At 45.5% G+C, this 15,660-nt stretch carries 12 protein-coding genes and 1 other annotated feature; of the genes, 5 read left to right on the plus strand and 7 right to left on the minus strand.

The features are described from left to right. Positions 1 to 92: 92 nt before the first annotated feature. Positions 93 to 1,493 (minus strand): carbohydrate-binding domain-containing protein, encoded by a 1,401-nt coding sequence (locus BUB28_RS08555; protein ID WP_072950622.1) that lies wholly within the window; start codon positions 1,491 to 1,493, stop codon positions 93 to 95. Positions 1,494 to 1,727: 234 nt separating this feature from the next. Continuing rightward, positions 1,728 to 2,032 (plus strand) — a binding site (T-box leader). 71 nt (positions 2,033 to 2,103) lie between these two features. Here BUB28_RS08555 and asnS point away from each other — a divergent pair. The 5 genes from asnS (at position 2,104) to tnpA (ending at position 9,138) form a co-directional block, all read left to right on the plus strand. After that, a complete protein-coding gene (asnS, locus tag BUB28_RS08565; RefSeq protein ID WP_072950625.1) occupies positions 2,104 to 3,474 on the plus strand; it encodes an asparagine--tRNA ligase in 1,371 nt (456 codons plus the stop codon). Between the two features lie 34 nt (positions 3,475 to 3,508). Beyond that, on the plus strand, positions 3,509 to 4,180 hold the full coding sequence (locus tag BUB28_RS08570; protein ID WP_028518932.1) for a leucine-rich repeat domain-containing protein: 672 nt from the start codon (positions 3,509 to 3,511) through the stop codon (positions 4,178 to 4,180). Positions 4,181 to 4,259: 79 nt separating this feature from the next. Further along, the gene (asnA, locus tag BUB28_RS08575; protein ID WP_072950627.1) at positions 4,260 to 5,270 is read left to right on the plus strand and encodes an aspartate--ammonia ligase; all 1,011 of its coding nucleotides are present in this window, start codon (positions 4,260 to 4,262) and stop codon (positions 5,268 to 5,270) included. A gap of 298 nt (positions 5,271 to 5,568) precedes the next feature. Further along, a complete protein-coding gene (locus tag BUB28_RS08580) occupies positions 5,569 to 8,424 on the plus strand; it encodes an insulinase family protein (protein ID WP_072950628.1) in 2,856 nt (951 codons plus the stop codon). Positions 8,425 to 8,682: 258 nt separating this feature from the next. Next, entirely contained in the window at positions 8,683 to 9,138 is a 456-nt protein-coding gene (gene tnpA, locus BUB28_RS08585; protein ID WP_072950630.1) for an IS200/IS605 family transposase, read from the plus strand. A 138-nt stretch (positions 9,139 to 9,276) separates the two neighbouring features. Here tnpA and BUB28_RS08590 read toward each other — a convergent pair whose 3' ends face one another. The 6 genes from BUB28_RS08590 to pheT all read right to left on the minus strand — a co-directional run bounded on the left by BUB28_RS08590 (position 9,277) and on the right by pheT (position 15,624). Continuing rightward, positions 9,277 to 10,131, minus strand: a complete 855-nt coding sequence (locus BUB28_RS08590; protein WP_072950631.1) for a CPBP family intramembrane glutamic endopeptidase — start codon at positions 10,129 to 10,131, stop codon at positions 9,277 to 9,279. Beyond that, positions 10,121 to 10,828: an ABC-2 transporter permease gene (locus BUB28_RS08595; protein ID WP_072950633.1), complete on the minus strand. Its 708-nt coding sequence runs from the start codon at positions 10,826 to 10,828 to the stop codon at positions 10,121 to 10,123. Before BUB28_RS08595 ends, BUB28_RS08590 begins: the two co-directional genes overlap by 11 nt. After that, positions 10,828 to 11,508: an ABC-2 transporter permease gene (locus BUB28_RS08600; protein WP_347497315.1), complete on the minus strand. Its 681-nt coding sequence runs from the start codon at positions 11,506 to 11,508 to the stop codon at positions 10,828 to 10,830. Before BUB28_RS08600 ends, BUB28_RS08595 begins: the two co-directional genes overlap by 1 nt. 95 nt (positions 11,509 to 11,603) lie before the next feature. Next, entirely contained in the window at positions 11,604 to 12,482 is an 879-nt protein-coding gene (locus BUB28_RS08605; RefSeq protein WP_072950637.1) for an ABC transporter ATP-binding protein, read from the minus strand. Position 12,483: 1 nt separating this feature from the next. After that, positions 12,484 to 12,858: a GntR family transcriptional regulator gene (locus tag BUB28_RS08610; protein ID WP_072950639.1), complete on the minus strand. Its 375-nt coding sequence runs from the start codon at positions 12,856 to 12,858 to the stop codon at positions 12,484 to 12,486. Positions 12,859 to 13,167: 309 nt separating this feature from the next. Continuing rightward, positions 13,168 to 15,624 (minus strand): phenylalanine--tRNA ligase subunit beta, encoded by a 2,457-nt coding sequence (pheT, locus tag BUB28_RS08615; protein WP_072950641.1) that lies wholly within the window; start codon positions 15,622 to 15,624, stop codon positions 13,168 to 13,170. Positions 15,625 to 15,660: the final 36 nt, after the last annotated feature.

The raw sequence follows: 15,660 nt of genomic DNA on the forward strand, positions 1-15,660 counted from the left end.
AAGTCCGAAAGCAGTTATCATGCTTTCGGACTTCACTTTTTTACTATATTTTATGAAAGGAGGGAAGCTTATCTTGAAGTGTGCGGAAACTTTTATGACTGCTTGTCAAAGTTTCCTCTGTTACCGCGATGACCGCCGAATCCGTTTCCTGACTGACCGTCGGGAGGAGTAAAGCCGTCGGGAGGAGTACCAAAGCCTTCAGAGCCGTTTCCGCGTCCGCCGCCGAAGCCGCCCATTCCGCCGTGACCGCCCATAGGTTCGCCGAACATAGACTCAGGTATCTCGGAAACCTCTTCGCCGTTTATGATTATAGTACCGCCGTTGAACTCGGCTTTAACGTCATAGTCAAAGGAGGACATCTGTGCGGTAACATTGATAGTACCGCCGTTTACGTAGATACTGCCGTTTGCGTCAACGCCGTCTGTGTCGCCCTGTCCCATAGTTATAGTGGTATTGCCGCCGTTGAATTCGACAACAACATCGCACTGATCGCTTTTGCGTGAAGCGTTGATGCCGTCATCGGAAGCGGATATGGTGATATCGCCGCCGTTTATCTGTACATATGTGGCTTCTATGCCCTCAGATGAAGTTATATCAAAGGTGCCGCCGTCGATCTGAACGTAGGTAGTGCCCTGTATACCGTCACTTGCTGCTGTGATACCGAAGCTTCCGCCTGCAATGTAGATATAGCCGAGAGAGCTGTCTTCGTCATTTTCTGCATGGAAACCGTCCTTATCGGTCTTTATGGTAAAGTCACCGCCGCATACAGCAATTGAGTCGTTTGCTTCAAATGCGTCCTTAGCAGTTATTACCGTATAGCTTCCGTCTGTTATTTTTAGGTCGTCCTTAGCGGAAATACCGTTGCCGTATGCTGAATTTACAGTCAGACTTCCTGTGCCGTTAAGTACAAGGTCATCTTTAGAGTAGATAACAGCATCGGTATTTGTATCTCCGTCAGCGGTAAAGCTGCCGTTTACAGAGAGACTGTTTGCACTGCCGTCGGCAGAGGTAATGAATACCTTGTCTGCGGAGACTGCATATATTGCAGGAAAATCATCGTTTTCGATATCAACATCGTCAAGTACCAATTGTACCTTTGCTTCCTTGTCAGCTTCTATTTTTATGGTGCAGTTCTTTGCCTTTCCGCTGATAACGTAAACGCCTGCTTCGGTAACAGTAAGCGTTTTTCCGTCGGATACTTCCAGTGATACTGCGTCTGTCAGGTCAGGGGACTGTTCGAGGTCACGCTTTGAGAACATATCAGTGGTATCTATAACACTGCTTGATGTAGAGGCTTCAGTCTTGTCGGAGCTTTTTTCATCGTCCAAGCTTTTCAGGCTCATATCCTCAGCCTCGGGAGTTATATGTATTGAATTCTTGTTGCTCATTGATGAGCTTGTTGTATTATTATCGCCGCAGGCTGTTAATGAGCATATAGCCAGTGTAACGGCAGCCATTTCAGCCAATGTTCTTCTCAATGAGTTTTTCATCATATCTACGCACCCTTTCGTTTTATGTGGAGTGTGCTTGTTTCTATGATTATAATATACACTTCCTTTTTGTAAATTGTCGTATTGTAAAGTGAAATCGGAAGGAAAGCTTTGTGTAAAAAAGTGCCTGAATGTGGTGGTTTTGGCATAAGGCTTGATAAAATTGTGAAAAATATGAATTTTTTTCTTGCCTTTTCTCTTGACAAGACAAAATAAAAGTGATATAATACAAACAAATCAAATGCAACGACGGAGAGAAGTAGCATAGAAGTTCGTTTCCAGAGAGTGCGGGCGTGGTGAGAGCCGCATATCAGAGTCTGTGTGAATAACACTCCCGAGCAGCAAACCGAAAGGGTGCCGGTTAAAGACGGGCAGTGCGTGTTTTAGGGATATTATGTGCCTTTAGAGCAGCGTGTAAATGGCTCGGCGATCAAACGGTATTTCGAGTAGGGGCGACGTATTCCGCACGTTACAGCGGCTCAAAAGTGATCGCTTTTGCGGTAATTCAGGTGGCACCACGGGTAATATGCCCCGTCCTGTAGTTTCAGGACGGGGCTTTTTGTATTCCTGCTCGTCCTGTATATACATTATATACTGAAAGGAAAAGATCATTATGAAGCACATTGATGTCAAGGAGATAATCACCACAAAGGATTATGTGGGCAAGCAGGTAACAGTATGCGGCTGGGTACGTACATCACGCAACTCAAAGAGCGTAGCATTTATTGAGGTGAACGACGGTACTTCGCTTAAAAACGTACAGGTCGTAGTTGACAAGGGCGAAAGCGACTACAAGGAGCCAAGAGTCGGTATGTCCGTAAAGGTAACAGGTACAGCCGTAGAGGGCAGAAACGATACAGTTGAGATAAACGCAGTTCCTGACGGTATCACAGTGCTTGGCGATGCACCTACAGATTATCCTCTCCAGAAGAAGGGACATACACTTGAATTTCTCCGTACTATCCCTCATCTCAGAGGCAGAACGAATACATTCAACGCTGTATGGAGAGTGCGTTCGGTGCTTGCTTCCGCTATACACGAATACTTCCAGAAGAACAACTATGTTTATGTAAATACTCCTCTTATCACAGGCAGCGACTGTGAGGGCGCAGGCGAGATGTTCCAGGTAACAACTATCGGCTACAGCAAGGACTACAAGAGCGAGGAAGAGTACTACGCTAACGACTTCTTCGGCAAGAGAGCAGGTCTTTCCGTATCAGGTCAGCTTGAAGGCGAAATGGCTGCAATGGCTATGGGTAAGATATACACCTTCGGACCTTCATTCAGAGCAGAAAACTCCAATACACCTAAGCACCTTGCTGAATTCTGGCACGTTGAGCCTGAGGTAGCCTTCGCAGAGCTCGATGACGTTATCGAGATAGCTGAGAATATGCTGAAATACGTTATTCGCAAGCTTCTCGACACTTGTCCTGATGATATGAAGTTCTTTGACGCTCACTTTGAAAAGGGACTCATTGAACGCCTTGAAGAGCTTATCTCCCACGATTTCGCAAGAGTAACATACACAGAGGCTATCGACCTCCTCAAGAAGTCAGGCGAGAACTTCGTTTACCCTGTAGAGTGGGGCTGCGACCTCCAGACAGAGCACGAGAGATACCTCTCAGAGAAGGTATTCAAGAAGGCTGTATTCGTTACAGACTATCCTAAGGATATAAAGTCATTCTACATGAAGCAGAATCCAGACGGCAAGACAGTTGCAGCAGTTGACCTGCTTGTTCCCGGTGTTGGTGAGATTATCGGCGGCAGTGAGAGAGAGGCTGATTATGAGAAGCTTATCGCTGCTATGAACGAGAGAAAGATGAACCTCGATCTCTACAGCGATTACCTCGACCTCAGAAAGTTCGGCAGCGTACCTCACGGCGGCTTCGGTCTGGGCTTCGAGAGACTTATCATGTACACAACAGGTATGGCTAATATCCGCGACGTAATACTCTTCCCAAGAACAGTCGGTTCAATAAGATAATAATATGATTCATTGATATAGGGGTTAAAAACACATGAAAAAGGCATTATTTTCAGCATTGGCATTATCATTGGCTGTGACAGTTTCATCATGCGGACTTATAGGAGAAAAGCGTGAGAAAAAGAGTGAAGAAAAGTCTGTTGCAGAAACAACGAAATCCACAGAAAAACAGACTGAGACCACAGAAGCTTTAGACTATGAAAAATTTATCGAAGAAGAAAAATCGGCTGTTGGAATAGAGGATATGATCCTTGAAAAAAGAGCCTCTATAAAGCCCGATGATAACGGCTTTATAATTGAGGACGGTATATTATACGATTATGTTGGTACAGAGCCGAAGGTCATTATCCCTGACGGAGTTGAAAAGATAGTTTTTCATGCATTCTGGAGCAATGATGTTATAGAAGCTGTTTATATACCGTCATCTGTAAAGAGCATAGAAGACAGTACGTTTTTTTCTTGTCCGAATCTGAAATTTGTTCAGATAGATGAAGGGCTCGAAACTATTGGAGTTACAGCTTTTACAGTTTGTGAGTCTCTTAAAGATGCAAATCTTCCTGAAAGCTTAACAAAGATCGAATTTCCTTCATTTGTATCGTCAGAAGGTTGCACGATCCATGCTCCTGTGGGTTCATATGCAGAAAAATATGCCGAGGGTAGACGTTTGAAATACGATAATACTTACGTCGAGTACGCAAACCAATAATAATTATCAATGTACAGCACAGAAAGCATCAATGGAGCTGTTTTCTGTAAAAAATATCAAGTAAAGGAAAGTGATTATCATGTCAAGATCGCTGTATATCCCGGAGGGCTACAAGTCAGCCCTTACGCTGAGAGAAACTCAGCACGCAATCAAATATATCAAGGACGTTTTTCAGCAGGCTTTATCATTTGCACTTACACTGGACAGAGTATCTGCTCCCCTTATCGTTAAAAAGGGCAGCGGTATAAATGACGACCTCAACGGCGTAGAGCGCAAGGTAGATTTCGATATAAAGGAAATAGCCGCAGAAGCTGAGGTTGTACAGTCACTTGCAAAGTGGAAGAGAATGGCTCTTTACCGTTACGGCTACAATGCAGGTGAGGGCATCTATACGGATATGAACGCTATCCGCCGTGATGATGATACAGACAACACCCATTCCATTTTCGTTGACCAGTGGGACTGGGAAAAGGTCATCACAAAGGAACAGAGAAATATCCAGTTCCTTAAAGATACAGTAAAGTCTGTAGTAAAGGCAATTGCTTATACAAAGCGCAAGGTAAGTCTCCGCTATCCGCAGATAGCAGGCAAGATCTGCGAGGAGCCTTACTTTATAACAACTCAGGAGCTTGAGGACAGATATCCTGACAAGACAGGTCACGAGCGTGAGCGCCTTATCACTAAGGAGCACGGTACAGTATTCCTTATGGGTATCGGCGGAAAGCTTGCAAGCGGTGAGAAGCACGACGGAAGAGCTCCCGACTATGATGACTGGTCACTTAACGGAGATATCCTCTTCTGGGACGAGACACTCGATGATTCTCTGGAAATATCCTCAATGGGTATCCGTGTTGACGCAGAGTCGCTCAAAAAGCAGCTTGCAGAGTGCGGAGCAGAGGACAGAATGCAGTATAAGTATCACCAGATGATAGCCGACGGTACACTTCCGCTCACTATCGGCGGCGGTATCGGTCAGTCAAGACTCTGTATGCTTCTTCTTGAAAAGGCACATATCGGCGAGGTACAGTCCTCTATCTGGTCTGACGAGATGATAGAGAAGTGCGCACAGAACGGTATAACACTCCTTTGATTTAGTTTTTAGTTTGAACACAATAACATAGTATAAAAAGAACCTGACACAATTTTGTGTTAGGTTCTTTTCATTTAATAATATCAAGTATATAAACTATGACCGCGATTTTTAAACAGTGGAACCTGAGAATAAGCCAAAAACAGGCGTGAAATATCTGTTTGCTTGCTATGAAGGAGTGAACGCGGCAATTTAACGAGTGAATATTCTTGCATAAATCTACAAAAAATGATATAATTAGTATATACTAAGTAACGCTGGTATCAGTCATACCATAAACTACATTAGGAGGCAAATAATGCAAATAAATGATAATATCCACGGCTTTACAGTAACAAGAATGACTCCCGCACCAAACAGCGGTTCAGAGCTTATAGAAATGAAGCACGACAAAACGGGCGCAAGACTCATATGGCTCAAAAATGACGGTGAAAACAAACTTTTCTCCGTTGCTTTCAGAACTCCGCCTAAGGACGATACAGGCATATTCCATATCCTCGAACACTCGGTCCTCGGCGGTTCTAAGAAGTATCCCGTAAAGGAGCCTTTCCTTGAGCTTATGAAGGGTACTATGAATACCTTCCTCAACGCAATGACCTATCCTGATAAGACCGTTTTCCCTGTATCAAGCAGAAATGATACAGACTTTATGAACCTTACCAAGGTCTACCTTGATGCAGTTTTTGACCCTGCTATATACTACAACCCAAATATCTTCTATCAGGAGGGCTGGCATATCGAAATGCGCAGTAAGTCCGACAAGCCTGTATACAAGGGTGTTGTATTCAATGAGATGAAGGGCGCTATGTCCTCTATTTACAGCCGTATCGAGACCGAGCTCATGAACGTGCTCTTCCCCGATACCTGCTATCGTTTTGAGTCTGGCGGACTCCCAGAGCATATCACTGATCTTACATACGAACAGTTCATTGAGGGACATAAGACCTATTATCACCCCTCAAATTCATATATATTCCTTGACGGCCCTATAGATATAGACCCTGTACTGGAGCTTATCGACGGCGAATACCTCAGCAGATTTGACAAGCGCGATACAGATACATCTATACCTTTTCAGAAAACTATCGCTCCTACTGTAAAAAAGTGCTATTACGAGATCTCTCAGGACGAGGACGACAAGAACCATACCTATCTCGTAACAGGCAAGGTCCTCGGCAGCTGGGAGGAGCGCGAAAAGGTGACAGCGGCTTCCATACTCGCAGAAGCTCTTACAGGCTCAAATGACGCACCTTTGAAAAGAGCTATCCTTGACACAGGACTCTGCCTCGATGCTTCTCTTGAAGTCAGCGACGGTGTGCTCCAGCCATTCGGTTTCCTCTGCATAAGCAATACTGATGAGGAAAGCTGTGCTAAGCTGAAGGAAACTGTAAGAAATACAGCCGCTAAGCTCTGCAATGACGGTATTGACCGCGAACTTCTCAGAGCTGCTATAAACCGTCTTGAATTCAAGTTCCGTGCAGGTAAGGAGCCGAGAGGTCTTACACGCAACACCGATGCTCTTTCGGCATGGCTCTACGGCGGCGACCCGCTGTGCTATCTTGAACTTGGCGAGGTCTACGATTCGCTCAGAAGCAAGCTCGATACCGATTATTTTGAAAAGCTCCTTCACGAATGGTTCCTTGAAGACAGCGGTATGGCTGAGGTTTATATGCTTCCGTCACGTACTTACGGCGAAGAGCAGAAGGCTGCCGAGGAAAAGCGTCTTGCAGATGTAATGAGCAGTCTTGCCTGCGAGGAGATAGATGTTATCATCGAACAGAACAAAAAGCTTGACGAATGGCAGAAATCCGTGGATACTCCAGAGCAGCTGGCTACTATGCCTCATCTTGCGCTGTCCGAGGTTAGCGAAGATCCTCTTGCTTTTGAAACACATGAGGCAAACTGCAATGGTGTGACAGTTCTGCGTCACCCTGCTTCTGATAAGGGAATAGCAGCTGTAAATCTTTACTTCTCACTTGCTGACTGCACAGAGCAGGAGCTTTCGGCTGCGGCTGCAATATCTGAGCTTTACGGCTCTCTCCCGACTTCAAAGAGCTCGGCTGCGGAAATACAGCGCAGAGTTACAGGACTCCTGGGAAGCATATCCTATAATGTAAACGTATTCTCGGCTAAGGGAGTCAAGGACAAGTGCAAGCCCTTCCTTTCTATTAAGGCTCGCTTCCTCGAAAAGAATACTGCCGAAGCACTTTCACTCATCAGCGAGATAATCACGGATACTCAGTTTAACGATAATGCCGCAATATGCGAACTCCTGAAGCAGGCTGACGATGACTTCAAGCATCATATAATGTCAAACGGTCATTCATATTCAATGAACCGCGTAAGAGCGTCACTTTCAGCGGAATCAGCTGTAACTGAGCTGGTTTCCGGCTATGAGGGCTACAAGCGTCTGCATTCTGCACTCAATGCTCCCGAAAAGCTTATTGATTACATAAAGTCTCTCAGCAAGCGCGTAGTATGCTCGGCACGTCTTACAGCAAGTATTACCGACGGCGGCGATGTTTCTATTGAACCGCTTATCAGCGCACTTCCTGTTGGCACTGCATCAGCTTGCGAGGAAATGAGCTTCACTCTTGATATCCCCGAAAGACAGGGCGTTATTATTCCGTCAGGCATATCCTATACTGCTATGGCATTCCCTGATAATTCGGCTGATACTGCTGTACGCAATGTGCTTTTCCGCGCACTTTCACTTGAATATCTCTGGAATGAGGTAAGAGTAAAGGGCGGCGCATACGGTACAGGTGCTATGATGACGCCTGCCCGTGAGCAAGCATTCTATTCCTACAGAGATCCGTCACCAAAGTCAACTATTGAGACCTTCCGCAAGGCTGCTGATTTTACAGATGAGTATTGCAGTAACGATCCCGATATCACACAGTATATCATAAGCTCAATTGCTAAGGACGAACCGCTTTACTCCGACGGAAACAAGAGCATCAAGGCTGACGGCTTCTGGTTCAGAGGCATAAGCTATGAAGAGCGCAAGGATATAAAGAAGAATATGCTGAAGGTCACTCCAAAGCAGCTTGCAGAAGCAGCAGAAAAGCTGAGAAACTGCGGAAATATCTGCGTTTTCGGCAACGAAGCAGCTTTGCAGGGACTTGATCTTACAGTAGATACACTTGCATGATAAAAGCATGATCCATAATTTAAGGGGCGCACAATTAGAAGTGCGCCGGTAAAGAAGTATTTGAGATTTTAAGATAAGGTTGCGTAACCAAGCGGTTACGCAGCCTTTCTCTTTGGCGCTTTAGCGTAACTAAACCCCCAGTTCTACTGGGGGAATAAAAATGCTTTAGCAAAAGCTTAAAAATAACCTCCAAGTATGGTAGAATAGTAAAGGTTTGGCGACCGTATTACTATCTGAGATACAAGGAGGTTATTAACAATGAAAAATGAAATAAAGCATACAACCGACTCCACATACAGATGTCAGTATCACATAGTGTTTGCGCCGAAATACAGAAGAAAAGCTATATATGGACAGTTGAAGGCAGATATAGGGCAGATACTCAGAAAGCTGTGCGAACAAAAAGGAGTAGAAATAATAGAGGCAACAGCAATGACAGATCATATACATATGCTGGTAAGCATTCCGCCGTATTTAAGTATAGCACAATTCATGGGATATCTCAAGGGGAAAAGTACACTAATGATATTCGACAGACACGCAAATTTGAAGTATAAATATGGAAGCCGACATTTCTGGTGCAGAGGATATTATGTGGATACAGTAGGGCGTATACGAGAATACATAAAGGATCAAACAGAAGAAGATTGCATGGCAGATCAGCTAACATTCAAGGAGTACATTGACCCGTTTACGCGTAGTAAGAATAAGTAAGCAAAAAGAAACAGCCGCTTGAAGCGGCTGCTCGAGATAGTAATGCAATGTCAAACCTTCAGTGCCCTCTTTAGTGGGTGAGCCTGTATTCGCCCCTTTTAGGGGCTGTGCAAACCACCACTTCAGTGGTGGTTATGATTATGCAGTTTTTGGAGCGTTCTTCTTTTCACGAAGCAGCAAGCCTGTAAATATCCCCGCCAGTATTACCATCGGTACATACTCAAACACACTTGCAATCATTCCAAGATCAACGTTTTCGGGAATATTGCCCTGCGAGAGAAATCCGCCCAAAGCCCCTTGACTCTGATTGAACATGAAATGTGCCACCACCGCAGGAAATACGCTGTCAGTCTTTTTCGTCAGCCACATCAGGAATGTACCAAAGCTCGTCAGCAGGAGCATTCTTCCGCCGCACATCATCAACGAATCAGAAAGTGAGCCTTCACCGTCAAGCCAGCCTGCCAGATCCATTGGCAGATGCCATAAGCTCCACAAGATACCACCAAGCAGACAAGTGCCGACCGTACCAAACAGCGGCTCCATTTTCTGATTCATATATCCACGCCAGCCAAGCTCCTCACCAAGCAGACCGATCGACTGCACAGTCGATAATGCCGCAAGCATGAATACACTTGCCAGCACATTCTGAAACGTGAATCTATCGAACCATTCGCTGTGTCCGCTTACGATAATGGGTAGCAGTATCCTTGCTGAAAAGAATATCAGCGGAAGTCCGAACGCCAGCAGATACCATTTGATATTTTTTTCGAGTTTCAGGTGCAGCTTCATATCACGGAATCCCTCTTTGGTGACGGCTCTTGTGATAAGGCTTGCAATCGCAGGTGAGAATGAGAATAGCAGATAATATATGATGAAAAATACCGTGTTCGATTCGTTCATCAGCTTTCTGTAAACGAAGAAAAGCAATACGAACAGGGAAACGATCAGCAGGTAAATGCCAAGCCTTTGGGCATTTTCTTTTTTAGCCGTCATACTGCTCCACTCCTTTCAGATACAACCTGCAAGTGATACGGTAAGAAAGATAATACAGCGCAAGGCATACGACCAAACCGACCGATAGTATCAGCGAGCTGTTATTCTCATTGAATACTTTTCTCACCATTTCCGTTATCCTGTCCATGTTGTCAACATTCAGAACGAGTACAGCACAGATCAGTATGGCAAGAATGACCATACAGATCAGTTTGATGAAGCTGCCTTTTTTACTGCCGAAACGATAAGTGAACGGAATGTCTATCGCACGAAAGAGTATCTGCATAAAACCGAGCAGAAATGCTATATCGTTGATCGAGCCGGCATCGGTCTTTTCCATGTCAGCGGCGACCGCACAATAGCCCATATCCACGAATTGCAATGAAAACAGAAACAGTACGATCATCCCGAAGATCATCTCATATTTCACACGGAGAAATCCCTTGTAGCCGTCAGCCGAGGCAGTGATCCAGTACCCCCACAGTTTGCGGTCATCACCTCGCAGTACTAGCATCTGCAAAGCACCTGCTGCAAGAAAGCCTGCGATCAATCCGCCGATACGCAGTGCGGTATGATCTGCATTCGGTATCTCTCCGCGCAAAAGCAGCAGCACAAGCAGCGGAGCAAAGCCGCAAAGTATCATAGAGAGAATAAACCAGCGGTTCTGCTTCCATTCCTTGTAAACAAGTCCCGTCATTACGACTCTCTCCTTTCATGCGACCTCCACATCGCAAGGAAGAATAATACACATAATACAACAAAAACGGCTAATATGCAAAGTGATGTTTTCCCAGAACTCAAAAAAGTTTCAAATTTGTTGACCGCTTCTTCCGAGATCATAGGACCGTCCTCAGCAGGCTTTTCAGTTTTATTCATACCGGGAAACAAGCCAAAAACTTTAAACACAGCTCCCGCGCCTACAAAAGCAAGTAAGCTTATCAGCTTCAACTGTTTTTTATCGTTTGCAAACATCATGATATAGCTGTATGCAATATCGACAAGCATCACCGCACAGACAGCTCCAAGATAAATATTCAGCATCCGGCAGATAGGATCAATTCCCTCTAATGTAGTGTTGATACCCGATACGATGTTGCATACCATTAAAAAAGCTGCTGATAACAGTCCGAAGAACAGGATATAGCATAGCTTTGTCAGCAGATCGGACAATGCCTGCTGTTTCGCAGTCGGTGGGAGGATAAAGGAATATCGCTTCCACCCTGAATTTATATCCGCTTTCTGTAAGCCGTTGTTTGTGCCTGCCAAGAACCCGCCTGTCAGTGCGACAATACCAGAAGCAAGCCATACTATACTAAGCAGATCCTCTTCCATTTCTGAATCCCCTGATAGTCCACCAATCATTATTGGAAGCAGCATCAGCAGCGACAGCAGAAGAAACAGTATCAGCATAAGGATGCAGCGCTTACGAGTCAGCTTCAATTCACGATATATAAGCGATCTGTAAAGTTTCATTATGACCACTCCTTTGTGTCACGGTGTACATAGTAGAGCATGATATCGTCAAGGCTTGCAGGGTCTATCACGCAGTCGCTGTATTTGTAGGAGGCATTTTCACGGTCATTTACCATGACCTCTGCACCGAAATTGTTTGTGCGAACGCTGACAATATCCTCAGCGTCGATCTCTTGTATCTTGTCTTTGTCGCATTTGAGGATACCGTGCTTCTCGATAATTTCATCCTTGTAGCCCGTCAGCAAGATCTTTCCCTTGTCGATGAATGTCACCATATCCGCTATCTTTTCAAGGTCAGAGGTGATGTGCGAGGACATGAGTATTGAGCGCTCGCCGTTTTGCAGATATTCCATGAAAATATGCAGTATCTCGTCACGAACAACTGGGTCAAGACCTGTTGTTGCTTCATCCATGACGAGAAGCTCGGCATTGTGGGAAAGTGCGCAGGCTATCTGCAATTTCATCTTCATACCCTTTGAAAACTGCCCGATCTTCTTTTTCATCGGAAGCTGAAAACGCTCGATGTACTTCATATAGGCAGAGTTGTCCCATTCTGGATACATACCCTCAAATATCTTTGCCATATCCTTTGCGTTGAACACATCATGGAACGGCAGCTCGTCAAATACCACGGCGATGCGCTTCTTTATCGCAGTTTCGTCCTTTATATGGTCAAGACCGAGCAGACGTATCTCACCACTGTCAATATCCGTGATATGCAGCAGACTGCGGATCGTTGTGGTCTTTCCTGCACCATTTTGCCCGATAAAGCCCATGATACAGCCCTTCGGCACATCAAAGCTTATATTATCCAGCGTAAAGCCGTCATATTTCTTGGTAACGCCCTTGATTTCAATGGCATTTTCGTAATCGTTCATGTTATTCCCCTCCGTTTACAAGGTCGAGCAATTCGTGAAGCTCCTCCATTGAGACGCCTGCCTTGCGCGCCGTATCGCCTGCCTCCATGAGCAGGGATTCTATACGCTTGATCTGCTCCTCCCGGTAAAGCTCCAGATTCTGCGCCTTGACGAATGAGCCTTTACCCGTGTAGCTTTCAATAAAGCCGTCACGTTCAAGCTCCTCATAGGCACGCTTCGTTGTCATGAAGCTGATACGGAGTTCTGTTGCCAGAATGCGCATAGAGGGCAGAGCTTCGCCCTCTTTCAGCTTTCCCTCCAGTATCAGCGTTTTGATCTGGTTTGCGATCTGCAAATAGATCGGCTCACCCGATGCGTTGCTGATGTTGATATTCATAATTCGTGTACACTCCTTCGGGGTCAAGGCTCTCACAGCATTTGCAACTACCGTTAAAGTCTAAATTGTATAACCTCTATGTATACAATTATAGCAGGTACGTTACAGTTTGTCAAGGGGGTTTTGGAAAATAATAAAAAAACAGAAAGATACCTCTAAATGAAGTATCTTCCTGTTTGATTGTTATAGCCCACTGTATAGGTCTTTTATTATAGCTCTAAAACTTCTATATTAGCGCAGACTTTTGTGCGCCCCTGCTTTTTTTATTTGTTATGCGGACGATCAATGCCCGTCCCTGAGCTGATATTCTCAGCCGCGAAGCTCTGCTCCGATAGCATTGAGAGCCTTCAGAACGCGCTTCATAGCACCGTCAGCCTGCTCGTCGGTGAGTGTACCCTCATGTGAACGCATGGAGATAGAGTAAGCGATACTCTTCTTGCCGTTCTTCTTCATATCGTCACTGCGGTATACATCGAAGAGAGTTACTTTTTCGAGTATCTTGCCAACTGCGCCCTTGATAGCCTTTTCAAGCTCTGCAACAGGCATATCCTCGTCAACAAGGAGACTGAGGTCACGGGTAGTTGCAGGGAACTTAGGCAGCGGCTGATATGTTATCTTGTCGGCAGCAGCCTCCATAAGCTCTGGGATATTGAGCTTTGCAATGTAGGTCTTTACGCCTATCTCGTAAGTTTCCTGTACATCAGGGTGAACTTCGCCCATGATACCGAGATACTTGCCGTCCTTTATGATAACTGCGCTTCTGCCTGGGTGGAGAGCGTACTTCTCGTCGAATTCATCGCAGTCATTTGCGCGGATATACTCAACGTCATCTATTTTGAGCTCTGCAAGGAGCTGTTCTACCATGCCCTTGAGGGTGTAGAAGTCAGCGTCACCGCCGTACATACCGATAGTAAGTCTCTGAGGCTCGTCAGGGAGCGAATAGTTGTACTTGTGCTTCTGCTTGCCGTTGTTAGCGAGAGTATCGCCGTTGATAAATGGCTTCTCGACCTCAGCAGGGAGGTACTCCTTAGCTATCTCAAAGAGGCAAGCCTTGTCGTTGCGGTTGTTGTAGTTGAATGAGAGAACGTCCAGCATTGAAGGAATAGTAGATGTTCTCATAACGCTTGTGTCCTCACCGAGAGGATTAACGATCTTTACGACCTTGCGGAGCTTGCTGTCAGCAGGGAGCTTTATCTTGTCGAAATACTTAGGAGATACGAAAGAGTAGGTAGCTATCTCATATCCGCCCAGAGAAACAGCAGCATTTCTGAGAGTACGTGCGAACTTCTGCTCCTCTGTGAATTCAGCTCTTGCAACGCCGCGGAAATCAGTTGAAGGAATGTTGTTGTAACCGTAGATACGTGCAACTTCCTCTGCAACGTCAGCCTTGCAGCCGATATCTATACGGAATGAAGGAGCGATGACCTTTCCGTTTTCGACCTTGAAATCAAGTCTTTCGAGGTATTTTATCATATCAGCCTCTGAGATATCAGTGCCGAGGAAATTGTTTATCCAATCAGCGCTGAAATCAACAGTAGCAGGAGTCTTGTCTGTGTAGTCGCAGTCAATTACAGTGTTGAGGACTTCGCCTGCGCCAAGCTCTTCAACAAGCTCAAAAGCACGCTTTAAACAGGTCATGGAGATAAGTCTGTCAACGCCCTTTTCATAGCGTGAGGAAGCATCTGATTTAAGGCGGAGAGCCTTAGATGTGCGTCTTACCTGAGTAGGCTCGAAGTAAGCAGACTCAAATACAACAGTAGTTGTATCGTCCATGATACCGCTGTATTCGCCGCCCATGATACCTGCAACTGCAACAGGCTTCTTCTCATCGGCAATGACCAGCATATCCTCTGTGAGCTCGCGCTCAACGCCGTCAAGAGTCATTATCTTTTCGCCGTTCTTAGCGTTGCGGACATTGATATGTGCGCCCTCAACATAACGAAGGTCGAAAGCGTGCATAGGCTGACCGTATTCCAGCATTACGTAGTTTGTGATATCAACGAAATTATTGATAGGACGAACGCCGCTTGCACGAAGTCTTTCTCTCATCCAGCGAGGTGAAGGACCTATCTTTACGTTCTTAACGATACCTGCGCAGTATCTCTGACACTTTTCTGTATTGATGATATCCACTTTGAGCATTGAGTTGATATCACCGTCAACGCCCTTGAATTCGGGAGCTTTAACCTTTAACTCTGTGCCGTAGGTAGCGGCAGTCTCTCTTGCAAGACCGATAACGCTGAGACAGTCGGGACGGTTCGATGTAATCTCGAACTCAACGGAAGTATCGTCCAGACCGATAGCAGTGTGGATATCCTCGCCAAGCTTGCAGTCCTCCTCGATGACGAAAACGCCCTCGGGGTCTGCGTAAGGGAAGTCGTGAGCTGTGAGACCGAGAGTATCGAGTCCGCAGAACATACCGAAACTCTCAACGCCGCGCATCTTGCACTTCTTTATCTTGCCCTCGGGGAGTACAGCTCCGTCAAGAGCAACAGGAACGAGGTCGCCCTCCTTGACGTTCTTAGCGTTTGTAACTATCTGTATAGGAGCATCTGCACCGATGTCTACCTGACAAACGAACAGAGCGTCTGCATTTTCGTGAGGACCTTTAGAGAGTATCTTACCAACTACTACGTTGGAGATATTACTTCCCTCTTTTTCATAGCATTCTACCTTTGAGCCGCTCATGGTGAGGGCATGGCAGAAATCCTTTATAGGCATATCGGCTTTTACATAGTCGCCGAGCCATTTCATTGATAAATTCATATCATCGATTTCCTTTCGTATATTTTACTCCGTGAC

The sequence above is a fragment of the Ruminococcus flavefaciens genome, assembly GCF_900143025.1.
GTDB lineage: Bacteria > Bacillota > Clostridia > Oscillospirales > Ruminococcaceae > Ruminococcus > Ruminococcus flavefaciens_I.